Origin of the sequence: Massilia sp. UYP11 (assembly GCF_050434805.1) — a bacterium.
Taxonomy (GTDB): Bacteria; Pseudomonadota; Gammaproteobacteria; order Burkholderiales; family Burkholderiaceae_D; genus Telluria.
On the sequence record NZ_JBNDJE010000003.1, the window covers coordinates 164,963 to 184,068 of the forward strand.

15 protein-coding genes and 1 riboswitch are annotated in these 19,106 nt (G+C 66.2%); of the genes, 6 read left to right on the forward strand and 9 right to left on the reverse strand.

Annotation, left to right across the window (positions count from 1 at the left end):
- The first annotated feature begins 160 nt into the window (after window positions 1–160).
- Entirely contained in the window at window positions 161–2,668 is a 2,508-nt protein-coding gene (locus tag ABIB38_RS07390) for a TonB-dependent receptor plug domain-containing protein (RefSeq protein WP_429203072.1), read from the forward strand.
- A 112-nt stretch (window positions 2,669–2,780) separates the two neighbouring features.
- Window positions 2,781–3,428 (forward strand): hypothetical protein, encoded by a 648-nt coding sequence (locus ABIB38_RS07395; protein WP_429203074.1) that lies wholly within the window; start codon window positions 2,781–2,783, stop codon window positions 3,426–3,428.
- Window positions 3,429–3,484: 56 nt separating this feature from the next.
- Here ABIB38_RS07395 and ABIB38_RS07400 read toward each other — a convergent pair whose 3' ends face one another.
- Complete coding sequence (locus tag ABIB38_RS07400) at window positions 3,485–4,381, reverse strand: LysR family transcriptional regulator (protein ID WP_429203076.1); 897 nt, start codon at window positions 4,379–4,381, stop codon at window positions 3,485–3,487.
- 112 nt (window positions 4,382–4,493) lie between these two features.
- On the opposite strand from ABIB38_RS07400, the gene ABIB38_RS07405 reads away from it, so the two are divergent.
- A complete protein-coding gene (locus ABIB38_RS07405; RefSeq protein WP_429203077.1) occupies window positions 4,494–5,699 on the forward strand; it encodes an MFS transporter in 1,206 nt (401 codons plus the stop codon).
- 60 nt (window positions 5,700–5,759) lie between these two features.
- Here the strand turns inward: ABIB38_RS07405 and ABIB38_RS07410 are convergent, their stop codons facing one another.
- Complete coding sequence (locus ABIB38_RS07410) at window positions 5,760–6,467, reverse strand: glutathione S-transferase (RefSeq protein ID WP_429203079.1); 708 nt, start codon at window positions 6,465–6,467, stop codon at window positions 5,760–5,762.
- A gap of 307 nt (window positions 6,468–6,774) precedes the next feature.
- Between ABIB38_RS07410 and ABIB38_RS07415 the strand changes: the two genes are divergently transcribed.
- Both ABIB38_RS07415 and ABIB38_RS07420 read left to right on the forward strand, forming a co-directional pair.
- A complete protein-coding gene (locus ABIB38_RS07415; protein ID WP_429203080.1) occupies window positions 6,775–7,680 on the forward strand; it encodes a DUF535 family protein in 906 nt (301 codons plus the stop codon).
- A gap of 57 nt (window positions 7,681–7,737) precedes the next feature.
- Window positions 7,738–7,835: riboswitch (TPP riboswitch) on the forward strand.
- Between the two features lie 80 nt (window positions 7,836–7,915).
- The gene (locus tag ABIB38_RS07420) at window positions 7,916–10,057 is read left to right on the forward strand and encodes a TonB-dependent siderophore receptor (RefSeq protein WP_429203082.1); all 2,142 of its coding nucleotides are present in this window, start codon (window positions 7,916–7,918) and stop codon (window positions 10,055–10,057) included.
- Between the two features lie 56 nt (window positions 10,058–10,113).
- On the opposite strand, the gene ABIB38_RS07425 is transcribed toward ABIB38_RS07420, so the two are convergent.
- The 5 genes from ABIB38_RS07425 to ABIB38_RS07445 all read right to left on the reverse strand — a co-directional run bounded on the left by ABIB38_RS07425 (window position 10,114) and on the right by ABIB38_RS07445 (window position 15,697).
- The gene (locus ABIB38_RS07425) at window positions 10,114–10,806 is read right to left on the reverse strand and encodes a hypothetical protein (protein WP_429203084.1); all 693 of its coding nucleotides are present in this window, start codon (window positions 10,804–10,806) and stop codon (window positions 10,114–10,116) included.
- Between the two features lie 309 nt (window positions 10,807–11,115).
- Window positions 11,116–12,060 (reverse strand): HDOD domain-containing protein, encoded by a 945-nt coding sequence (locus ABIB38_RS07430; RefSeq protein ID WP_429203086.1) that lies wholly within the window; start codon window positions 12,058–12,060, stop codon window positions 11,116–11,118.
- A 253-nt stretch (window positions 12,061–12,313) separates the two neighbouring features.
- Window positions 12,314–12,832, reverse strand: coding sequence for an AAA family ATPase (locus tag ABIB38_RS07435; RefSeq protein ID WP_429203088.1), 519 nt, complete (start codon window positions 12,830–12,832; stop codon window positions 12,314–12,316).
- The gene (gene pnuC, locus ABIB38_RS07440; RefSeq protein ID WP_429203090.1) at window positions 12,829–13,431 is read right to left on the reverse strand and encodes a nicotinamide riboside transporter PnuC; all 603 of its coding nucleotides are present in this window, start codon (window positions 13,429–13,431) and stop codon (window positions 12,829–12,831) included. Before pnuC ends, ABIB38_RS07435 begins: the two co-directional genes overlap by 4 nt.
- A gap of 127 nt (window positions 13,432–13,558) precedes the next feature.
- Complete coding sequence (locus ABIB38_RS07445) at window positions 13,559–15,697, reverse strand: S46 family peptidase (protein WP_429203092.1); 2,139 nt, start codon at window positions 15,695–15,697, stop codon at window positions 13,559–13,561.
- 158 nt (window positions 15,698–15,855) lie between these two features.
- Here ABIB38_RS07445 and ABIB38_RS07450 point away from each other — a divergent pair, with 158 nt between their 5' ends.
- The gene (locus tag ABIB38_RS07450; protein WP_429203094.1) at window positions 15,856–17,154 is read left to right on the forward strand and encodes a diguanylate cyclase; all 1,299 of its coding nucleotides are present in this window, start codon (window positions 15,856–15,858) and stop codon (window positions 17,152–17,154) included.
- A gap of 104 nt (window positions 17,155–17,258) precedes the next feature.
- On the opposite strand, the gene ABIB38_RS07455 is transcribed toward ABIB38_RS07450, so the two are convergent.
- Together ABIB38_RS07455 and ABIB38_RS07460 are read right to left on the reverse strand one after the other, a co-directional pair.
- A complete protein-coding gene (locus ABIB38_RS07455) occupies window positions 17,259–18,056 on the reverse strand; it encodes an EcsC family protein (RefSeq protein ID WP_429203096.1) in 798 nt (265 codons plus the stop codon).
- 40 nt (window positions 18,057–18,096) lie between these two features.
- On the reverse strand, window positions 18,097–19,062 hold the full coding sequence (locus ABIB38_RS07460; RefSeq protein ID WP_429203097.1) for an HDOD domain-containing protein: 966 nt from the start codon (window positions 19,060–19,062) through the stop codon (window positions 18,097–18,099).
- Between the last annotated feature and the right edge of the window lie 44 nt (window positions 19,063–19,106).

A 19,106-nucleotide genomic window follows, 5' to 3' on the forward strand; every position in this document is an offset into this window, starting at 1 on the left:
CACACACCTGACAGTTCGATAACTGTTGTAAAGACGCATTGATATCATTTAACGAATTGACATCGTGAATGGTGCTGCGCAGTATGAACTGGAGGCAAGACCTCATTGTCCCTTCAATTCGAAGAAACGCCGCCGTACGACAAGAAAAGGATTCAGCACCATGCAGAGAGCCAAGACGGAAAAGACAGCACTAGCCCTTGCCATCGCCACGCTGTGCGCAGGCTTCGCACACGCGCAGGAAGCCGCGCCGCAGGTCGACACCACGGCCAGCAATGCCGCCACGGTGGTGGTCACCGGCACCCGGGTTGCCAACCGCACCGCGCTCGACACCGCCGCGCCGGTCGACATCATCTCGTCCGAGACGCTCAAGAACGCAGGCAGCACCGAGATGAACCAGGCGCTGTCGATGGCCCTGCCCTCGCTGAACTTTCCGCGGCCATCGCTGACCGACGGCACCGACACCATCCGTCCCGCCACCCTGCGCGGCATGGCGCCCGACCAGACCCTGGTGCTGATCAATTCCAAGCGCCGCCACGCCTCGTCGCTGGTCAACGTGAACGGTTCGATCGGCCGTGGTTCGGCGGCGGTCGACCTCAACACGATCCCGACCGCGATCGTGAAATCGGTCGAGGTGCTGCGCGACGGCGCCGCGGCGCAATATGGCTCGGACGCGATCTCGGGCGTGGTCAACATGCGCCTGCGCACCGACCGCGATGGCGGCGAAGCGAGCGTCACCTATGGCGCGCGCAAGTCCGAATACGACCTGTGGAACGATGTCGCGCCCGTTGGGGGCACCTGGAGCGGCCCGGATTCGCGCAAGCGCACCGACGGCCAGACCGCCACCGTCAGCCTGTGGAAGGGCCTGGCCCTGGGCGAATCCGGCTTCCTGACCGTGGCCGCCGAGTACCGCGACCAGAGCCGCACCGAGCGTGGCGGCTACGACATGCGCCAGCAATACCCGCGCTTGGGTGGTACGAGCGGCGCCTTCGATCCGCGCGAAAACACGATCAACCGCTTCAACGCCTGGACCGGCGAACCGGACCTCGAGCAGACCACGCTGTTCGCCAACGCCGGCAACAACCTGGGCGGCGGCGTCAAGGTCTATGGCTGGGCCAGCTACCAGGACCGCGACGCCACCTCGTCCGGCTACTTCCGCCCGCCGCAGGACGCCCGCAACATCCTGTCGATCTATCCGGACGGCTTCCTGCCGCTGATCTCGCCCACCGTCAAGGACTTCTCGATGACCGGCGGCGTGACCTGGCAAGCGGGCCAGTGGGACATGGACGCCTCGCTCGGCTACGGCAAGAACAAGATGGAGTACACGATCGAGAACACCCTGAACCGCTCGCTGGGACCCACCAGCAAGACCGAGTTCTACGCCGGCGGTTATGCGTACGACCAGGCCGTGTTCAACCTGACCGGCGTGCGCAGCATCGAACTGGCCTCGCTGTCGTCGCCGCTGAACGTGGCGGTGGGCGTCGAGGCGCGCCGCGAAGGCTATGAGCTGTTCGCCGGCGAAGAGCAGTCGTGGAGCTATGGCGGCGAAGTGCTGCCCAACGGGACGCCGGCCGCGCCGGGCGCCCAGGTGTTCCCGGGCTTCCGTCCGGCCAACGAGGTCGACGCCCATCGCAACGCGGTCGGCGCCTTCATCGATCTCGAAGCGAACATTACGCCTGAACTCCTTGCCTCGGCCGCGGTGCGCGCCGAAAAATATTCCGACTTCGGCAACAGCGTGGCCGGCAAGCTGGCGCTGCGCTACGACTTCACCAAATCGTTCGCGCTGCGCGGCGCGATCCAGAACGGCTTCCGCGCGCCGTCGCCGCAGCAGCAGCACTTCACCGCCACCTCGACCAACTTCATCAACGGCATCCCTTACGAGATCACGACCTTCAAGCCGTCCGATCCGGTGGCCGTGGCCCTCGGCGCCAAGCCGCTCGACGCCGAGGAATCGGTGAACGCCTCGCTCGGCGCGGTGCTGCGCCTGGGCGCCGTGAGCGTGACGGTCGACGCCTACCGCATCGACATCGACGACCGCATCATCCTGTCCGAGAATCTCACGCAGGCCAATGTGCGCAACTACATCGCCAGCCAGGGCTTCATCGGCGTGGGCGGCGGGCGCTTCTTCATCAATGGCGTCGACACCACGACCAAGGGCGTGGACGTGGTGATCAACTGGGCGCACAACGCCGGCGCGGCGGGCCGCTTCGACTTCACCCTGGCCGGCAACTACACCGACACCGAGGTGACCAGGGTGCCGGTGACCGAACAGCTCTCGAGCCTGAGCCCTGCCCCGGTGCTGTTCGACCGCGTCAACGTGCTCTCGCTCGAAAAGGGCCAGCCGAAGAACAAGATCAGCGCCAACGTCAACTGGAAGCTCGGCCCGTGGGGCGCGACGCTGCGCGCCACGCGCTATGGCGAAGTGCTGTCGCCGGGCACCACGCCGGCCTTCGACTTCGAGCTTGGCGCCAAGACCGTGGTCGACCTGGAGGGACGCTTCGCCGTCACGCCGAAGCTGACCCTGGCCCTGGGCGCGGACAACGTCTTCGACCAGTACCCGGAAACGCTGCCGCCGACGCTCAACACCACGGGCAATACGCCGTTCTCGACCTACGCGCCGTTCGGCCGCTCGGGACGGTATATCTACGGGCGCGCGACCTACGCGTTCTGAATCCAACGCGTGCCGAAAGGCTTCCGGCGTTGAGGCAAGGGTTGCCCGGGTAGTCGGGAACTGCTCGGGCAACCTATCGAATGACATCCAGATCAACAGGAGACAGAGACCCATGCCGTCCAAAACAGAAATCACACAAGCGGCGCGCCAGAAGAATGGCGAGGTAGTCAGGCTCGCAGCGATGGTAGTGGCGACCAATCTGGGACTCGAAGACGAGCAGGCCAGGTCGCTGGTACAGCAGGCCATGATCGGCTCACTCATAAACCCCGTGATCACGAGTGTCCACGCCGGTCTCTCCGAATCCATGATCGCCACGCTGTCGAGCGGACAATATTCGGAAATGCTTGTTACCGGCAACGGCGGCGGCACTTTCGATCCATGGGCGGTGAACTTCAGTCCAGTAGCGCTCATGCAGGCGATACTGCCGATAGCAGAAATCAAGCTAAGCGACGATCCAGCGACGCTGGCGGTCGCGGTGGCATCGCTCCTTCTGGGCATAGCCGCCCTGGAGGGACAATGGAAGCATAAGGTGACGGGCGTAGATGCCGAAATCGTACTGATTCACAAACACATCACGTCGCACAGCGATAGCAAGACCGTCGCCGAAACGACCCTGCTCCATGAAGTCAACAACGCTCGCTCAGCGCGCGCGACTCCGGCACTGTCGCAGACGGAGTTCGATCAGGCACTGTTGCGACTGTTGATACAAAAATTTATTACAACCGATAGCGCACAGAAATCAGTAACGCTCATCTGCTGATCCGAACCAGTCAAATTCCGCCGTTCACAGGCACTGTTTTCGGCACAGTTCGACTTCTAACGCTCCAGCACCTCGCCCAGCCTGCGGGCGAGGAAATCCACCAGCGCCGCCACCCGCGGCGCCAGCGCGCCATGCTTGTAGAACACGGCCCACACGGGCTGGGTCCACGGCAGGGTGTGCTCTTCCAGCACCGGCACCAGCCGGCCCGCCGCGATGTCGGCGCGCACCAGGAATTCTCCCATCGAACCGATGCCCGCCCCGTTCAGGACCAGGTGGCGCACCGTCTCGCCGTTTGACGCCAGCACCTGCGGCGTGACGGTCCAGCCCTCGCCGCCGGCATGCAGCAGCGGCCAGGTATTGAGCGAGGCCGGCGCCGTGAAGCCCACGGTGCGGTGCAACGCCAGCTCGCCTGGTGCGCGCGGCACGCCGTATTTATCGATATAGCGCGGCGCCGCCACCACGCGCAGCCTGCCGGTGCCCAGGCGCCGCGCATTGAGCGTCGAATCGGGCAGCGCGCCGATGCGGATCGCCAGGTCGGCCCGCTCTTCGATCAGGTCGACGTAGGTTTCGCCGCTGGTCAGTTCCAGCTGGACCAGCGGATACGCCTCCAGGAAGTCGGGCAGCAGGGGCGCCAGCAGATGGTCGAGGGCCGGCGTCGAGGCATTGACCCGCACCAGCCCCGCTGGCTGCGAGCGGCGCGCCTGCGCCTCGGCCTCGGTATTGGCCAGGTCGTGCAGGATGGCGCGCGCCCGTTCGAGCAGCCAGGCGCCTTCGTCGGTCAATTGCAGGCGCCGCGTCGTACGGCGCATCAGCGTCATGCCCAGGCCATCCTCGAGCCGCGATATGGTGCGCGAGACCCCGGACGGAGTCTGCCCCAGGCGCCCGGCGGCAGCCGAGAACGAGCCCGAATCTATGACTGCGACAAATACAATCAATGCATCCACATCGATCATTATTGACTCCAGGTCAAAATTCCATTGTACAGCGGGCTATTTTTTCTTGCCTGCGCGCACGGCACACTGCATGCCCTGAACAACCCCGCCATGCAACAACAAGGAGAATCGCATGCCACTCGCACTCTGGGCGCTTACCTTGAGCGCCTTCGCCATCGGGACGACCGAATTCGTGATCGTCGGCCTGATTCCCACCATCGCCGCCAGCCTGGGCGTATCGGTGCCCTCGGCCGGCCTCCTGGTCAGCCTGTACGCGCTGGGCGTCGCCATCGGCGCGCCGGTGCTCACCGCCCTCACCGGGAGGGTGCCGCGCAAGCACCTGCTGCTCGGCCTCATGGTCCTGTTCACGCTCGGTAACCTGGTGGCCTGGATGGCGCCGAACTACGAAGCGCTGATGGCCGCGCGCGTGCTCACGGGTCTGGCGCACGGCGTGTTCTTCTCGATCGGCTCGACCATCGCCACCAGCCTGGTGCCGAAGGAAAAGGCCGCCAGCGCCATCGCGCTGATGTTCACCGGCCTGACCGTGGCCCTGGTCACCGGCGTGCCGCTCGGGACGTTCATCGGGCAGCACTTCGGCTGGCAGGCCACCTTCCTCGCCGTGTCGCTGCTGGGCGTGATCGCCGTGGTCGGCAGCGCCATCCTGGTGCCGTCGGATATCGCCGGCAGCAAACCGGCGAGCCTCCTGACCCAGCTCGCGGTGCTCAGGAAACCACGCCTGCTGCTGGTCTACGCCATGACCACGCTCGGCTACGGCGGCAGCTTCATCGCCTTCACCTACCTGGCACCGGTGCTGCAGGAAGTCTCGGGCTTCGCGGCGTCGACCGTCAGCCTGGTGATGCTGGTATATGGCGTCTCGGTCGCGGCCGGGAACATCTGGGGCGGCAGGCTGGCCGACCGCCACGGGCCGGTGCCGGCGCTGCAGATCGTGTTCGCCCTGCTGGCCGTGGTGCTGCTGGCGCTCGCCTTCACCGCGCCGAGCAAACCGCTCGTGCTGATCACGGTGCTGGCCTGGGGCGCGGTGGCCTTCGGCAACGTGCCCGGCCTGCAGGTGTATGTGGTGCAGCGCGCCGAGCGTGACGCGCCGCAGGCGGTGGACGTCGCCTCGGGGCTGAACATCGCCGCCTTCAACGTCGGCATCGCCCTGGGCGCCTGGGGCGGCGGCCTGATCGTCGCCCACCTCGGCCTGATGGCCACGCCGTGGATCGGCGCCCTGGTCGTCGTCGGCGCGCTGCTGCTCACCACCCTGGCCGGCTGGCTCGACCGGCGCGACGGCATGCCGGCCGGGGCGGCCGTGCGCGGCGCCGCCACCACCCATTGACGATGGCGAGCCGGGTCAGCCCGGATTTCGCGCCGGCCCGTGGCGGCTTACCGGTCCGGCTTACCGGTCCAGTTCGGGATAGCGGCGGAAGATGCCTTCCTGGTTGAACGGGATGCGCCGTTCGGACGCGAGGTAGGCGGCGATGTTCGGCCGCGCGGCCACCCGGTTGCGTAGGCCAGTGAGCACCGGATGCTCCTGCTCGATCTTCTTCATCGCGTTCGGGAAGGCATAGCGCAGGCCTTCGATCACCTGGAACAGCGACAGGTCGGCATACGTCGCCTTCTCGCCCGTGAGGTAGTCGCGCGGCTCGGGGTTGGACAAGAGGCGCGCGAAATAGGCCATGAACTTGGGAATGCGCGACTCGACGAAGTCGGCCGAACGGCGCAGCGCCTCGGGTTTCTGGTCTTCGTAGTACAGCGCCGACGCGATCGGGTGATGGGTGTCGTGCACCTCGGTCACCAGGTCGGCGATGGTCAGCTGCAGCTGGTGCACCCACAGGCGGCCCGGATCGGTGCGCGGCGCCAGGCCGTGCTGCTCGCCCAGGTAGAGCAGGATGTTGGCCACCTGGCCGATGACCAGCTCGCCCGCCTTCAGGAAGGGCGGCGCGAAGGCCGGATACTCCTCGACGTCGAGCGCCGCCATCAACAGGTCGACGCCGCCCTCGCGGCGCGCCACGTCGACGTAGTCGGCACCCGCCTCTTCCAGCGCCAGGCGGACGAATTCTCCGCGTCCCTGGATGTTCGGCCAATAAAACAGTTCATACGCCATCTGCTTCCTCCCTTGCTGGTTGGTTCCGGCATTATCGATGATGAATGACGAAGTGCGGCGCGCAGCAAACATGGTAGTCTTGTCGTGCACGCCTAAAAATAACCAATAGTCAAACCGTCCAGAGAGAGCCCCCATGACTGATCACGCCCGCCTTGGTTCCCAAGCGCTGTTTGCACTTCGTCCGGGCACGAGTTGGCAATTCGGCACATAATTACAAAACAGAATTATTTGTTGTTCTTGCCGAGCATTGCCCGCAGCGCGCGCGGCCCGGCACGACCAAGCCCCTTTACGCCGAATGGAGCGCTCGATGATCTTCGCTCGACTTACCCAACGCTGGCATGCCCTGCGCTACTGGCGCGAGCACCAGTCCCTGTCCCGTCTCAAGCTGGTGCGCCCCCTCGGTACCGCGCCCGACAACGACCTGTTCCGCAAGGTGAGCGGCCGCGACTACCTGGCCCGCGGCATGAAAGTGCGCGAGCGCATGCGCTGCGTGCTGGCCCACTACCGCTTCGAAGAAGCGACCTTCGACAGCGCCTACCGGCAAGCTGCAACCCATGGCGGCCTGGTCCTGTGGCAGCACCGGGGCGGGCAAGAGGGTAGCGAAGGCAACTTCATCATGCGGCTCGAACATGCGCCGCGCATCGATCCGCAAGGCGAGCTGACGCTGTCCCTGGTCGTCGACGGCACGGTGCTGCACCGCCTGTCCTGGACCTGGGTCGAGGGCGCGGTGGTGGGCGTCGACCTGCCGATCGTTCCCTTCGTCACCCGCAACGCCGGCCTGTGGCGCGATGCCGGGGGCGCATTCGACGCCTTCGAGCGCGTATTCCCGAACAATTCTCCGAGCTTCTTCTGCTTTGCCGCCCTGCAGGGCGCGGCGCAGGCCCTCGGCTTCGACCGGGTGGTCGCGGTGCGCGCCAGCGCGCACGTGGCCTATGAGGCGGCGCAGGACAAGGCCTTCGAGAACGCCTACGACGGCTTCTGGCGCATCCTGGGCGGCGCCGAGCTGGACGCACGCAGCTTCGTGGTGCCGCTGCCGTTCTACCTCAAGCCGCTGCAGGACATGCCATCGAAGCACCGCAAGCGCGCGGCGCAACGGCGCGAACACTGGCGCGCCATCGGCGACGCGGCCCGCGTCGCGCTGCTGCGCCATATGGTGACGCCGGCCGCCACCCGGCCCGCGGCGGCCGAGGCGCCGTCGACCGCGAAAGCCTGAGCGGCGCCATTCCGTCTTGACAGATTCGCCACGGCGGCCCGGCGCCGTGATACACTCGCGACTCGCTAGGGGTCCTGGAACGCTGTTCCGGGTGAGACACACCCTTCGTACCTGATCTGGATAATGCCAGCGAAGGAAAGCGCAAAGCAGCACTCCCCTCGTTTGCCCTTCCCCCACGTTGGCTCCGGCTTTGAACAAAGCGGCGCGCCGCGTGGCGCGCGAAAACGAGCACACCATGACATTCACCTCGAAGCACACCATTCTCGCCTGCGCCATCGTGCAGGCGTTTTCCCTGTCGTCCCAGGCCTTCGCGCAAGAGACCGCCCAGCCAGCCGTATCGTCCGTCGTCGTCACCGGCAGCAAGTGGATCGCCTTCGACCGCGCCAGCGTCGGCGGCTTCACCGACGCGCCGCTGCTCGACTCCCCGGCCTCGATCACCTCGATCAGCCAGGCCCAGATGCAGGACCTGTCGATCCGCAGCGCCACCGACGCCGCGCGCTACGACGCCTCGATCGGCGACGCCTACAATGCGGTCGGCTATGCCGAGCAGTTCTCGATCCGCGGCTTCACGCTCGACAACGCCACCAGCTACCGCAAGGACATGATCGCGATCTCTGGCGACACCCAGATCCCCCTCGAGAACAAGGAACGGATCGAGGTCCTGCGCGGCCTGGCCGGCCTGCAGGCCGGCGTCGCGGCGCCGGGCGGGATGATCAACTTCGTCACCAAGCGCCCGACCAACGCGCCGCTGCGCCAGGCCACGGTGGAGGTGCGCGAGCGCGGCACCGTGTATGGCGCGGTCGACCTGGGCGGCCGCTTCGCGGACCGCCGCTTCGGCTACCGCATCAACGCCGCTGCCGAAGACCTGAAATCGTACGTGCGCGGCGCCGACGGCGAGCGCCAGTTCGCGTCCGCGGCGTTCGACTGGCAGGTCACGCCGGACGCGCTGCTCCAGATCGACCTCGACCACCAGCACAAGGCGCAGATCACGGCGCCCGGCTACCAGCTGATCCGCGGCGAAGTCCTGCCGACCGGCGTGTCGCCCAAGATCCTGCTCAACGACCAGCCGTGGACCAGGCCGGTCGACACCGACAGCAGCAATCTCGGCCTGCGCTTCGAGTACCGCCTCAGCGACGATTGGCGCGCCACCGTCAGCGCCAACAAGCACTGGTTCAAGCGCGACGACTTCACGGCCTTCCCCTACGGCTGCAGCAACGAGGGCGACGGCTACTATCCGGGTTACTGCTCGAACGGCGACTACGACGTGTACGACTACCAGAGCACGGGCGAGCGCAAGACGCCGTGGGGCCTGCAGGCGATGCTGCAGGGCCGCTTCGACACCGGCGCGGTGCGCCACGCCCTGACCGTGGGCGGCTCGTATGCCGAACGCCGCGACAGCTTCGGCGAATACGTCTACGACTACGTCGGCTCCAGCAACATCTGGAACCCGACCACGGTGCCGCCGGTCGCCGGCGACCGCGTGACCGGCCCGGTCATGGAACGCCGCAGCACCGAAGAGCGCTCGCTGTTCGTGCAGGACGTGATGACCTTGTCGCCCCAGCTCACCTTGCACGCCGGCGTGCGCTACGTGAAGCTCAAGCTCGACGCACTGGAAGAAATCGAGGCCGGCTGGGTGCGCGCGAAGGATTCGTTCGCGCTGCCGAACGTGGCGCTGGTGTATGCGCCGGCGCGCGACTGGCGCGTCTACGGCTCGATCAGCCATGGCCTGCAGTATGGCGGCATCGCGCCGATGGAAACCACCAACCAGAACACCGCCCTGCCGCCGAGCCGCTCGAAGCAGCTGGAGTTCGGCGTCAAGCGCAACGTCAACGAGCAGCTGGCGCTGTCGGGGGCCCTGTTCGAGATTCGCCAGGGGCTGGAATACACGAACGCCGCCAACACCTTCGTGCGCGCCGGCGAGCAGACCCACCGCGGCGTCGAACTGTCGGCGATGGGCCGCGCCACCCAGGACCTGAACTACAGCCTGTCGCTGATGGCGCTCGACACCGACCAGAAGGACACGGGCGACGCCGCCACCGAAGGCAAGCGCGTGACCAACGTGCCGGAACTGCGCACCACCGCCTGGATCGAATACGCGGTGCCGCAGGTGGCCGGGCTGAAGCTCGACGCGCAGTGGCAGTATTCGGGCAACAAGGTGTTCGATCCGGCCAATCGGGTAAAGGTGCCGGGATACCACGTGGCGGGCTTCGGGGCGTCCTACCTGCTGCGCGCGGGTGGACTGAACACGGTCATCCGCGCGCGGGTGGACAATGCCTTCGACAAGTTCTATTGGCGTGATGTAACGCAATCGCTGGGCGGCTACCTGCTGGCGGGGGCGCCGCGCACGTTCAGGTTGTCGGCGCAGATCGATTTCTGATCCTGGGATGACTGCGATGTCCTCGCGCCCAAACGATAGGCGCGAGGACATGCTCGCTAATTGCCGGAACCCAGCGCGATGGCTTCCTGAAGTAGCTGCACGGCCTTCGACAGCACAGGGCCGGCCATGTCATCGTTCTGCAAGGACGACGCGGGGCCTTCACCGAAGTAAAGCCCGTCCGAGACCAGGAAGGTAATACGGATGTTTCCTGATGTCGGTGGGGGCAGACGCTGCTCTTCCCATGGGCCAATTTTGTCGATGACGGGACGTGCAACAGAAATCAATTCCCTGGCCCGCAGTGCAATGGGCGTGCCCCCACCTTCGATGACAAGCACCTTCCCCGATTGATTCAGGTAACGCACACCTCCTTCGCTGAACGCTGCCAGCACATCCAGTCCCTCGGCGAGAGGAACCTCGACGATGACTCCCAGCAGCTCTTTTTGAGGAATTACTGCGCCCATCATGCGCAAGCGGTGGTAAGCGATCGCTCGTATCCTGCCCTCGTTCCCGTCGTCGCGGGCAATGTCCAAAAGGGTTGCCTCGTCCATAGTCTCAGCAACAGATAACGCCAGCGCCCCACCATCCCCCGATCCATCCTCATTCTTGAACAGCGCCAGATCGTCACAAAACAGCAGGTTGTACATGAAGTTGACGTGCGGCTCCGCATACGGGCCATGGAGGCCGACCGAATCCGCCGCGTTACCGAATGCCACCGCCGAGCCAGCTGCCGCGAAGAGTTTCTTGACCATTCCCCCTCCATGATTGTGCAAGCGGACGAAACAGAAGTCGCGCTGATGCATCCGCCATAGCTGTGCCCAAGCGAACGTTACTTGATGGATATGTCGACAGGAATGGTATAGATGACCCTCACCATTGTCGATGCAGGCTGAATCCGACATGGAGAAAGTTTGATGCAGGACGAAATGCGCACAAAAAAAGATCGGTCCTCGCATCGAGACGCGAACGCCCTGTCGTGTTTGCCAGACAGGGCCAAGCCGAGCCGACTGACCGGAGGCTGAACTTCAAGCACGGCGGCACTGCAGATGCCGGCGCTTCACTCAGTCCGACAAATCCACCAGCTTGCCCAGGCACCGCCGCTGGAATCCATTCAAGCCGCGGGTAATGAGAACGTCATCCTCCTCGATCACCTCGGCGTCGAGCAGCAGCCGCAGCTTGGCGATGCGGTCGCCCTGGGCCAGCGCCTGCGCCAGGTGCGAACCATCCGGCTCACCGGCCTGCTCGATCGCTTCCACCACCTCGGACGGGAAGTCCCAGTGGTTGGCGATCACCGACGACAGCCGGCGGCTGACCGCGAACAGTTCGACGCCGAATTCGCTGGAGCCGGGCACCCTGCCTTCGCAGATGCGGTCGGCCACCTGGAACGCGACCTGCAGGCCCAGGTTCTGCATCAGGCCGGCCAGGTAGGATTCGAACACGCCGGCCGCCAGGCCCGGCGCCATCACGCTGGCGGCGAATGCGCAGCGTTCGGAATGCTTCCACACATTCGGCGCCACCTGGCGCGCCACGCCCTGCACCTTGACCCGCACCAGCGGACGGAACGCGATGCGCGCCAGCAGCATGCGCAAGCCGTTCAGGCCGAGCATCGTCACCGCGCCTTCCAGGGTCTCGATCGGCGTCATCGGCCGATAGTAGGCGCTGTTGGCTTCGCGGATCACTTCGGCCACCAGCACCAGGTCGCGCCCGACCTGGGCCGACAGCGCGGTGGTCGAGATGTTTTCGTCGGACAGCGCGGTGAGCAGCTGCGACACCAGCTCGGGGATGCGCGGCACCAGGCCGGACGCGCAGACCGGATCGTTCGCCAGCAAACGCACTTCTTCCAGGATCTGCGCTTCCTGGTCGGGCCTGGCGTTAAAGCCGCTCGAAGCGCTGAGCCAGCGATAATAAGTGCCGTCGACGTCGTTCGCCATGTCCTCGTCGTGTTCGATCGTCGCCGTCGCGCCGACGCTCGGCGCGGCTGGTGTCTCTTTTTCTGAACCGCCCAACAAGCGTCCTATCCAGTTTTTCATAGCGCCCCGCCGTACATTCGAATCCGATGATTGTAATGCCTTCTAGAAATAAATAATCATCATGCGGCAAAGAATTATTGTCTGTTGTGACATCGGAAACCCGTTCGCGACAACTCCTGTGCGCCAGATCAAGCAATCGCTGTCAAACAGTTAAACAACGTCATAAAAATGATAACTTTTATCGTTCAAAAACCGATGCCGACAAGCGTCTGCGTTCCAGGGCTGGCCGTCAAGGCCGGCCGAGCAGCCCTTGGACCTGCCGCATCCGGTGCGGCAGAGCGCCCGCCAGCAAGGTGTAGGCGATGCCGCGTGCGGCCAGCGTCTCGACCAGCATCCGGTGCACCATCTGGCGCACGGCTTCCGATTCGCGCTGCAGGCCGTCCGGCTCCCACGGGGTGTCGGGCGCGGTGACGAAGGTCCAGGCGTAGTCGTGGCGCGCATCGAGCCGCGCCAGCTGCGCATCCACCCTGCCCCAGTACACACGGCTGTACAGCGCCGTCATCAGGGGCGTGGTGTCGCAAAACAGCAGGCGGCTTGCCGCCGCCGCCGCCGCGTCCTCGTGCGCGCGCTGGGTCAGCGCGATGCGGTACTGGTCTTCTTCGTACGGCACCCTTCCCAGGGTGTCGACGAACTCGCGCAGGTATTCGGGCACCCACAGCGTGCCGTAATGGCGCGCCAGGGCTTCGGACAAGGTCGACTTGCCGGACGACTCGGCGCCGAGGATGGCGACCCGCTGCACCGCGTTCATGATTGTTCGCGCGCCGCTGCCTGCCAGGTGCGCAGGCCGGCGATCGCCAGCAGCACGAACACGCCATACAGCACGGCGGTCAGCACCAGGCCCTTATACAGGTAGAGGCCCACGTACAGGATATCGACCGCGATCCACACATGCCAGTTCTCGACCTTCTTCTTCGCCAGCAGCAGCTGGCCGACCAGGCTGCCGGCGGTCAGGAAGCCGTCGGCGTGCGGCACGTCGGTGTCGGTGAAGTTGTCGAGGAAGGTCGACAGCAGCACGAAGCCGGCCAGCCAGGCGGCCAGCGACCAGGCGCGCCCGTTCGGTCTCAGGAAGGCCGGGCGCAGCGGCGCCGCAACCGCCCCTGCGGCGCCATGCAGCCACTGGTACCAGCCCCAGACCGAGGCCGCGATGAACACGAACTGCAACCCCATGTCGCCGTACAGGCGGGCCTCGTAGAACACCACCGCATAGGTCGCGGAGGAGGCGATCGAGAACAGCCAGGCCCAGTGCTTCTGGAAGATGTTGAGCACCACGGTGGTGGCGGCCAGCAGGAACGAGATCAGCTCCAGGGGCGAAGTCGTGAGGCCGGCGAGGATAAGGGGTTCGTTCATTCTTGTCGACAGAACAACCGTCGTCCCCGCGCAGGCGGGGACCCAAGTGCTCCAGGCGCAGTCGCAACGCTTGCAAAATTGGGTCCCCGCCTCCGCGGGGACGACGTGCAGATGATTGTGGCCGAAATCACTTCTTCGGATACTTGATCGTCATTTCCTTGAGCAGGTTGTCGGCATGGTCGACTTCCTTCATCACCCACAGCATGTAGCGGATGTCGACGTGGATCGCGCGCGTGATGGCGGTGTCGAAGTACCAGTCCTTGGTGATCGATTCATAGGTCGAATCGAAGTTCAGACCAACCAGTTCGCCCTTCCCGTTCATCACGGCCGACCCCGAGTTGCCACCGGTGGTGTCGGCGCTCGACAGGAAGTTGACCGGCACCGTGCCCAGCGCCGGGTCCTTGAACACGCCGTAGCGCCTGGCCTGAACCGCTTCCTTGAGCGCGGCCGGCACGATGAACGGATCCTTGCCGGTCTCCTTCTCCAGGATGCCTTCGAGCGTGGTGAACGGTCCCTTGACCAGGCCGTCGCGCGGCGAGAAAGGCGACACCGTGCCGTAGGTCACGCGCAGGGTCGAGTTGGCGTCCGGGTAGACCGGTTTGCCCTGCGATTTCTTCCATGCGATCACGGCCGCCATGTAGCGCGGGATCACGCGTTCGAGGTTGCCGTCGATCTCGTTGCGGCGCTCTTCCAGCGCCATGCCGGCGTCGTGCAGGCGCACCGCGAGCGCGATGAACGGATCGCTCGACTGGCGGAAGGCGTCGACGTCCTTGCCGATCCAGGCCAGGCGCGTGGCGGTATCCGACAGCGCGCTGGCCTTATACATACCAGGCAGCGCATCCGGCGCCGGCAGCAGCGCGTCCAGGCCTTGCGGGCGTACCTCGGCGTCGATGCGGGCATAGCGCGCCAGGGCGGCGGCGTAGCGCGCCTGGTCCACGCCCGGCACGAACGACTGCTCCAGGCGGGTCAGGCGCGCCTTGATGAAACCGAGGTCGCGTTCCTGGTAGCCGCTTTCGCGCTCGGCGTCGGGCTTGCCGCGTTCCAGCGCCAGGCGGTACAGGGTGCGCGCGCTCTTGAGCAGGTCGCTGTGGGTCGCTTCGAGCCAGGCGGCTTCCTGGCGCTGCAGCGCCATGTCCTGGGCGATCACCGCGTCCAGTTCGGACAGCAGGCCGGCGTTGCCGTCCGCATGCGCCTTCTGCCAGGCGCGGAACCCGGCGTCCTGCACGTCCTTGATGGCGGCGATGTCCTTGCGCGCAAAACCGTCGAGCAGGCCCCTGGTCTTCTTGAGCACGTTGTTCAGGCCCTTGTCGACGCTCGCATACGCCACGCCCCAGGCCGGATTGCCCTGGGTCGCGGCGGCGATCACCGCCAGGTCGGCGCTGATGCTCGCGGCCTTGGCCGGCAGGTCGACGTCGCGCGCGAAACGGATCTCGCTCGGCAGCTTGTAGCGGCTGGTGCGGCCGGGATATCCGGCCAGCAGGATCGGATCGCCGTTCTCCAGCCCTTCGGCGGACACCACCAGGAAGTCCTTCGACTTGTAGGGCACGTTGTCGGGCGACGGATCGGCCGGACGGCCGTCCTTGCCGACGTAGGCGCGGTAGAAGGCGTAGTCGCCGACGTGGCGCGGCCACTCGTAGTTGTCGATGTCGCCACCATAATTGCCGATGCGGTCGGACGGCGCGTACACCAGGCGCACGTCGCGGATCATCAGCTGCTTGATGCGGTAGTACTCCAGGCCGCGGTGAAAGGCCGGCACCGAACAGCGCGTCGACTTGTCAAGTTCGCATTCGGCCACCAGGGCCTTGATGCGCGACTGGACCAGCGCGTGGCGCTCGCGGCCCGACATGGCCGGCGTGAGGCCCTGGAGCACGCGCCCGGTCACGTTCTCGACCTTCTCGGTGACGTACACCAGCGTGTTCGGGCCTCCCGGCAGTTCGTCGGCGCGGGTCCTGGCCAGGAAGCCGTCGACGATGTAGTTCTTCTCGGGCGTGGCGTTGCGCTGGATGGCGCCATAGGCGCAGTGATGGTTGGTCACCACCAGGCCCTCGGGCGACACGAAGGACGCCGAGCACCCGCCCAGCGAGACGATCGCGCTCATCGGATGCTTGCCCAGGTCGGCCAGCTTCTCGGCCGGCATGGCGATGCCGATGCGTTTCAGTTCGGATTTCAGCTGCGGCAGCTGGTGCGGTTGCCACTGGCCTTCGTCGGCGAAGGCGGCGCTCGCCGCGCCCAGGAGGGCGACGGGCAGGACGATCGATTTGAACAAGACAAGTCCTCGACATGAAAAAAGCAATGCGCGAGTATAGCCCCGTGGGTCATGGCCGTGTGATTTTCTCGGGTATTGACGGCCGTTCCTGCGGCGTCAATATCGCGTCAAATTGGCGTGGCAAGATGTCCCATCACGCAGAAACAAGGCAGGCAGACATGCGCACCGAGGCTCCGTTGTACCGGCACCAGGTCCTCTTCCTCTCCCATAGCTTCTTCATCAAGGACAACCGCGCCGAACTGCTGCTGCACGCGCATAAATATGATTTTGACATCCGTTTTTTCAGCGAAGTGGCCGAATTCACCGCCGCCGTCGCGGCCGACCACGGCGCCAGCCTGTTCGTGATCGACCTGGACGCCCTGCACAATATGCAGGCCGACCTGCACGACGGCCGCAAGACCCTGATGCTGGGCGAGCTGCTCGAACGGCTGCCGCGCCAGCACGCGTACGTCTATCTGCAATCGGGCCGCCAGGGCAGCCGCTTCCTGCTCCAGCAGCGCCTGGTGGACAGCAACTGCCTGGCGTATGCCGAAAAGCCGATCGCCAACGACGTCCTGGTCGACCGGCTGTTCAACCTGTTCGTCCGCGCCAAGCGCGGCGACCCGGTGTCGCTGGTTTACCTCGGCGCGCCCGGCGGCCTGGACGCGGCGGCGCTGCTCGCGCAGCGGGTCGACGTGGTCCACCACCCGGACGCGACCACGCTGCACCTGCGCGTCAATGCGCTGCAGCCCGACCTGGTCGTGATTCCCGATGACGAATACCGGCGCCTGGACGCGCTGGCGCGGGTCATGAAGAAGAACATCGCGGCCGATCCGGTGCGCGAGATCGTGCTGCTCCAGCGCCGCCCCGACGACGTTCTGGCGCGCCGCGCGCTCGGCGACGGCTTCGACACCGTCCTGCAGGCCACCGCCGGCCTGGTCGAGGCCCAGCTGGCCAACCGCGCCGCCCGGATCCGCGTCAGCAAGGACCTGATCGGCAATGACCGCGCCACGGGCCTCCTGAACAAGGTGGGCCTGCAGCGCAAGACGCAAGAGCTGATCCGGCAGGCCACGCTCGAGGACAAGCCGCTCGCGTTCGGCGTGATCGACATCGACAAGTTCAAGACCGTCAACGACACCTGGGGCCACCACTTCGGCGATATCGTCATCAAGCGCCTGTGCCTGTGCCTGGCGCCGCACATGGGCGAGCGCGACCTGCTGGCGCGCTTCGGCGGCGAGGAATTCGTGGTCGTCTTCTGGAACTGCACGCTCGACGCGGCCCGGCGCCGGCTCGACGCGCAGCGCCAGGCCTTTTGCGCGATCGATTTCGAGGTCGCGCCGGGCGAGGCGCGGCGCTTCTCGTTCAGCGGCGGCCTGGCCGCGTTTCCCGAATACCGCAGCGAAAACGCGCTGTTCCTGCGGGCCGATGCGATGTTATACACCGCCAAGGAGGCCGGCCGTAACAGGATTTGTCCGTAGGGTCGGCGGCTTCGCCGCCGACGCGGTGATGGTTGGCCGCCAGATCATTCGGCGCGAAATCGGCGCCGCAAACAATCGCCGCGTCGGCGGCATAGCCGCCGACCCTACGCAAGAACCGCGAGCTCGATCGCCTCGTACTGCCGGCGCACATCCTCCTCGCCATACAGGCGCTCCAGCCGCCGCACCACGAAATGCCCGCGGCTCATGTTCTGGAAATGGTCGACGAACAGCAGGTTGATGGTCGCGCCGCCCACGGCGCCCAGGGCCGGCACCAGCATCGCGGCCGCCTTTTGCGTCACCTGCACCTGGAAGCGCGCCGCCACCGCGGCGATCAGGCGCAGCAGGGCCGGCGTGGTGGCGGCATTGACCGACCTGGTCGCCAGCGCCTGGGCGGCTTCGCTCACCGCCCGCGCCAGCGCGATGCGCACCGTGAAGTAGCCCGACTCGGCGGCGTCGTCAGCGCCGCCCGGTCCGCCCATGGCCAGCACGCGCAGGCATTCCAGCCGGGTCTCGACGTCCTGCGGGCGTTCGCCATTGGCGCGCGCGATCTCGGCGATCGAGCGCAGCATGATGACGGTGGACAGCGGCAGGTCGACCAGGAGTCCCGGCAGGCCGAAGACACCGCCCACGCCACCCGACACGCCGGCCGCGAGCTTGTGCAGGCGCGGATACGCGATACGCGTGCCGTCTTCGGGCAGCGTCGACAGCGCGCCCGTCATCGCGTACTGCAGCGCATGCTCGGTGGCCCCGCCCACCCGCTTTTGCCACGCCGCCGGCAGGCGCCCGATGGCTGATTCGATCGGCGAGCCGACCAGGTTGCTGATGCGCGCGGCCAAGCCGGGGTTCTCCAGCAGGCGCTTGGCCTCGTGCAGCTCGGCCAGGTGTTCGGCGTTCATGTTCATGGCAGTCTCCTCTCGAAAAAAGGCGATGCGATGCAGCGTCTCAGCCCGGCAAATCGGTCAGCTTGCCCAGGCAACGGCGCTCGAAACTATCGAGTCCTTCGGTGACGAGCACGTCGTCGTCAGGCACCACATGGGCGTCGAGCAGTATCCGCAGCTTGGCGATCCGGTCGCCGCGCTCGAGCGTGCGCGCCAGCGGCGAGGCGTCCGGGCGGCCGACGCCGGCGATCCCTTCCACCACCTCGGACGGGAACTCCCAGTGGGCGGCGATGGTCGACGACAGGCCGCGGCTGACGTCGAACAGGCGCCGGCCGAAGTCGCTGGAGCCGGGGATCTTGCCGCTCTCGACCGCCCGCTCGGCCAGGCGGAAGGCCACCACCAGCCCCAGGTTCTGCATCAGCCCGGCCAGGTAGGCTTCGAACACGCCGGCGCCCAGGCCCGGCGCCATCAGGCTCGCGGCCAGCGCGCATTTCTCCGACTGGTTCCATACCTGCGGCGCCGCATGGCGTGCGAAGCCCTGGTCGGCCATCCTGATCAGGGGCCGGAAGGCGATCCGGGCCAGCAGCATGCGCAGGCCGTTCTGGCCGATCATCATCAGGGCGGCGTCGAGCGACTTCACCGCCTGCAGCGGCCGATAGTAGGCGCTGTTGGCCTCGCGGATCACCTCGGCCACCAGCACCAGGTCCTGCTCGACCTGGCGCGCCAGGTCTCCGGTCGAGACCTCGTCGCCGGCCAGGTCGCGCAGCAGCTTCGGGATCAGCTCGGGCACGCGCGGCACCAGGCCGCTGGCGGCCAGCGGGTCGGCCGCCAGGGTGCGCACCAGGTCGAGGATGTGCTCCTCGACCTCCGCTCCCGCCTGGAATCCGCCGGACACGGTCAGCCAGCGGTAATAGGCGGCGTCGACCTGGACGCCATAGTCATCCTCCATCTCGTCCGCCCGCACGGCGGCGTCGGCGGGGTCGGGCGCCCTGTCGGCGCCGCTCAACATGCGATTGATCCAGTTTTTCATGGCGAGTGCCTGACTATCGATAATCGCAGCATTGTAATGCCTCA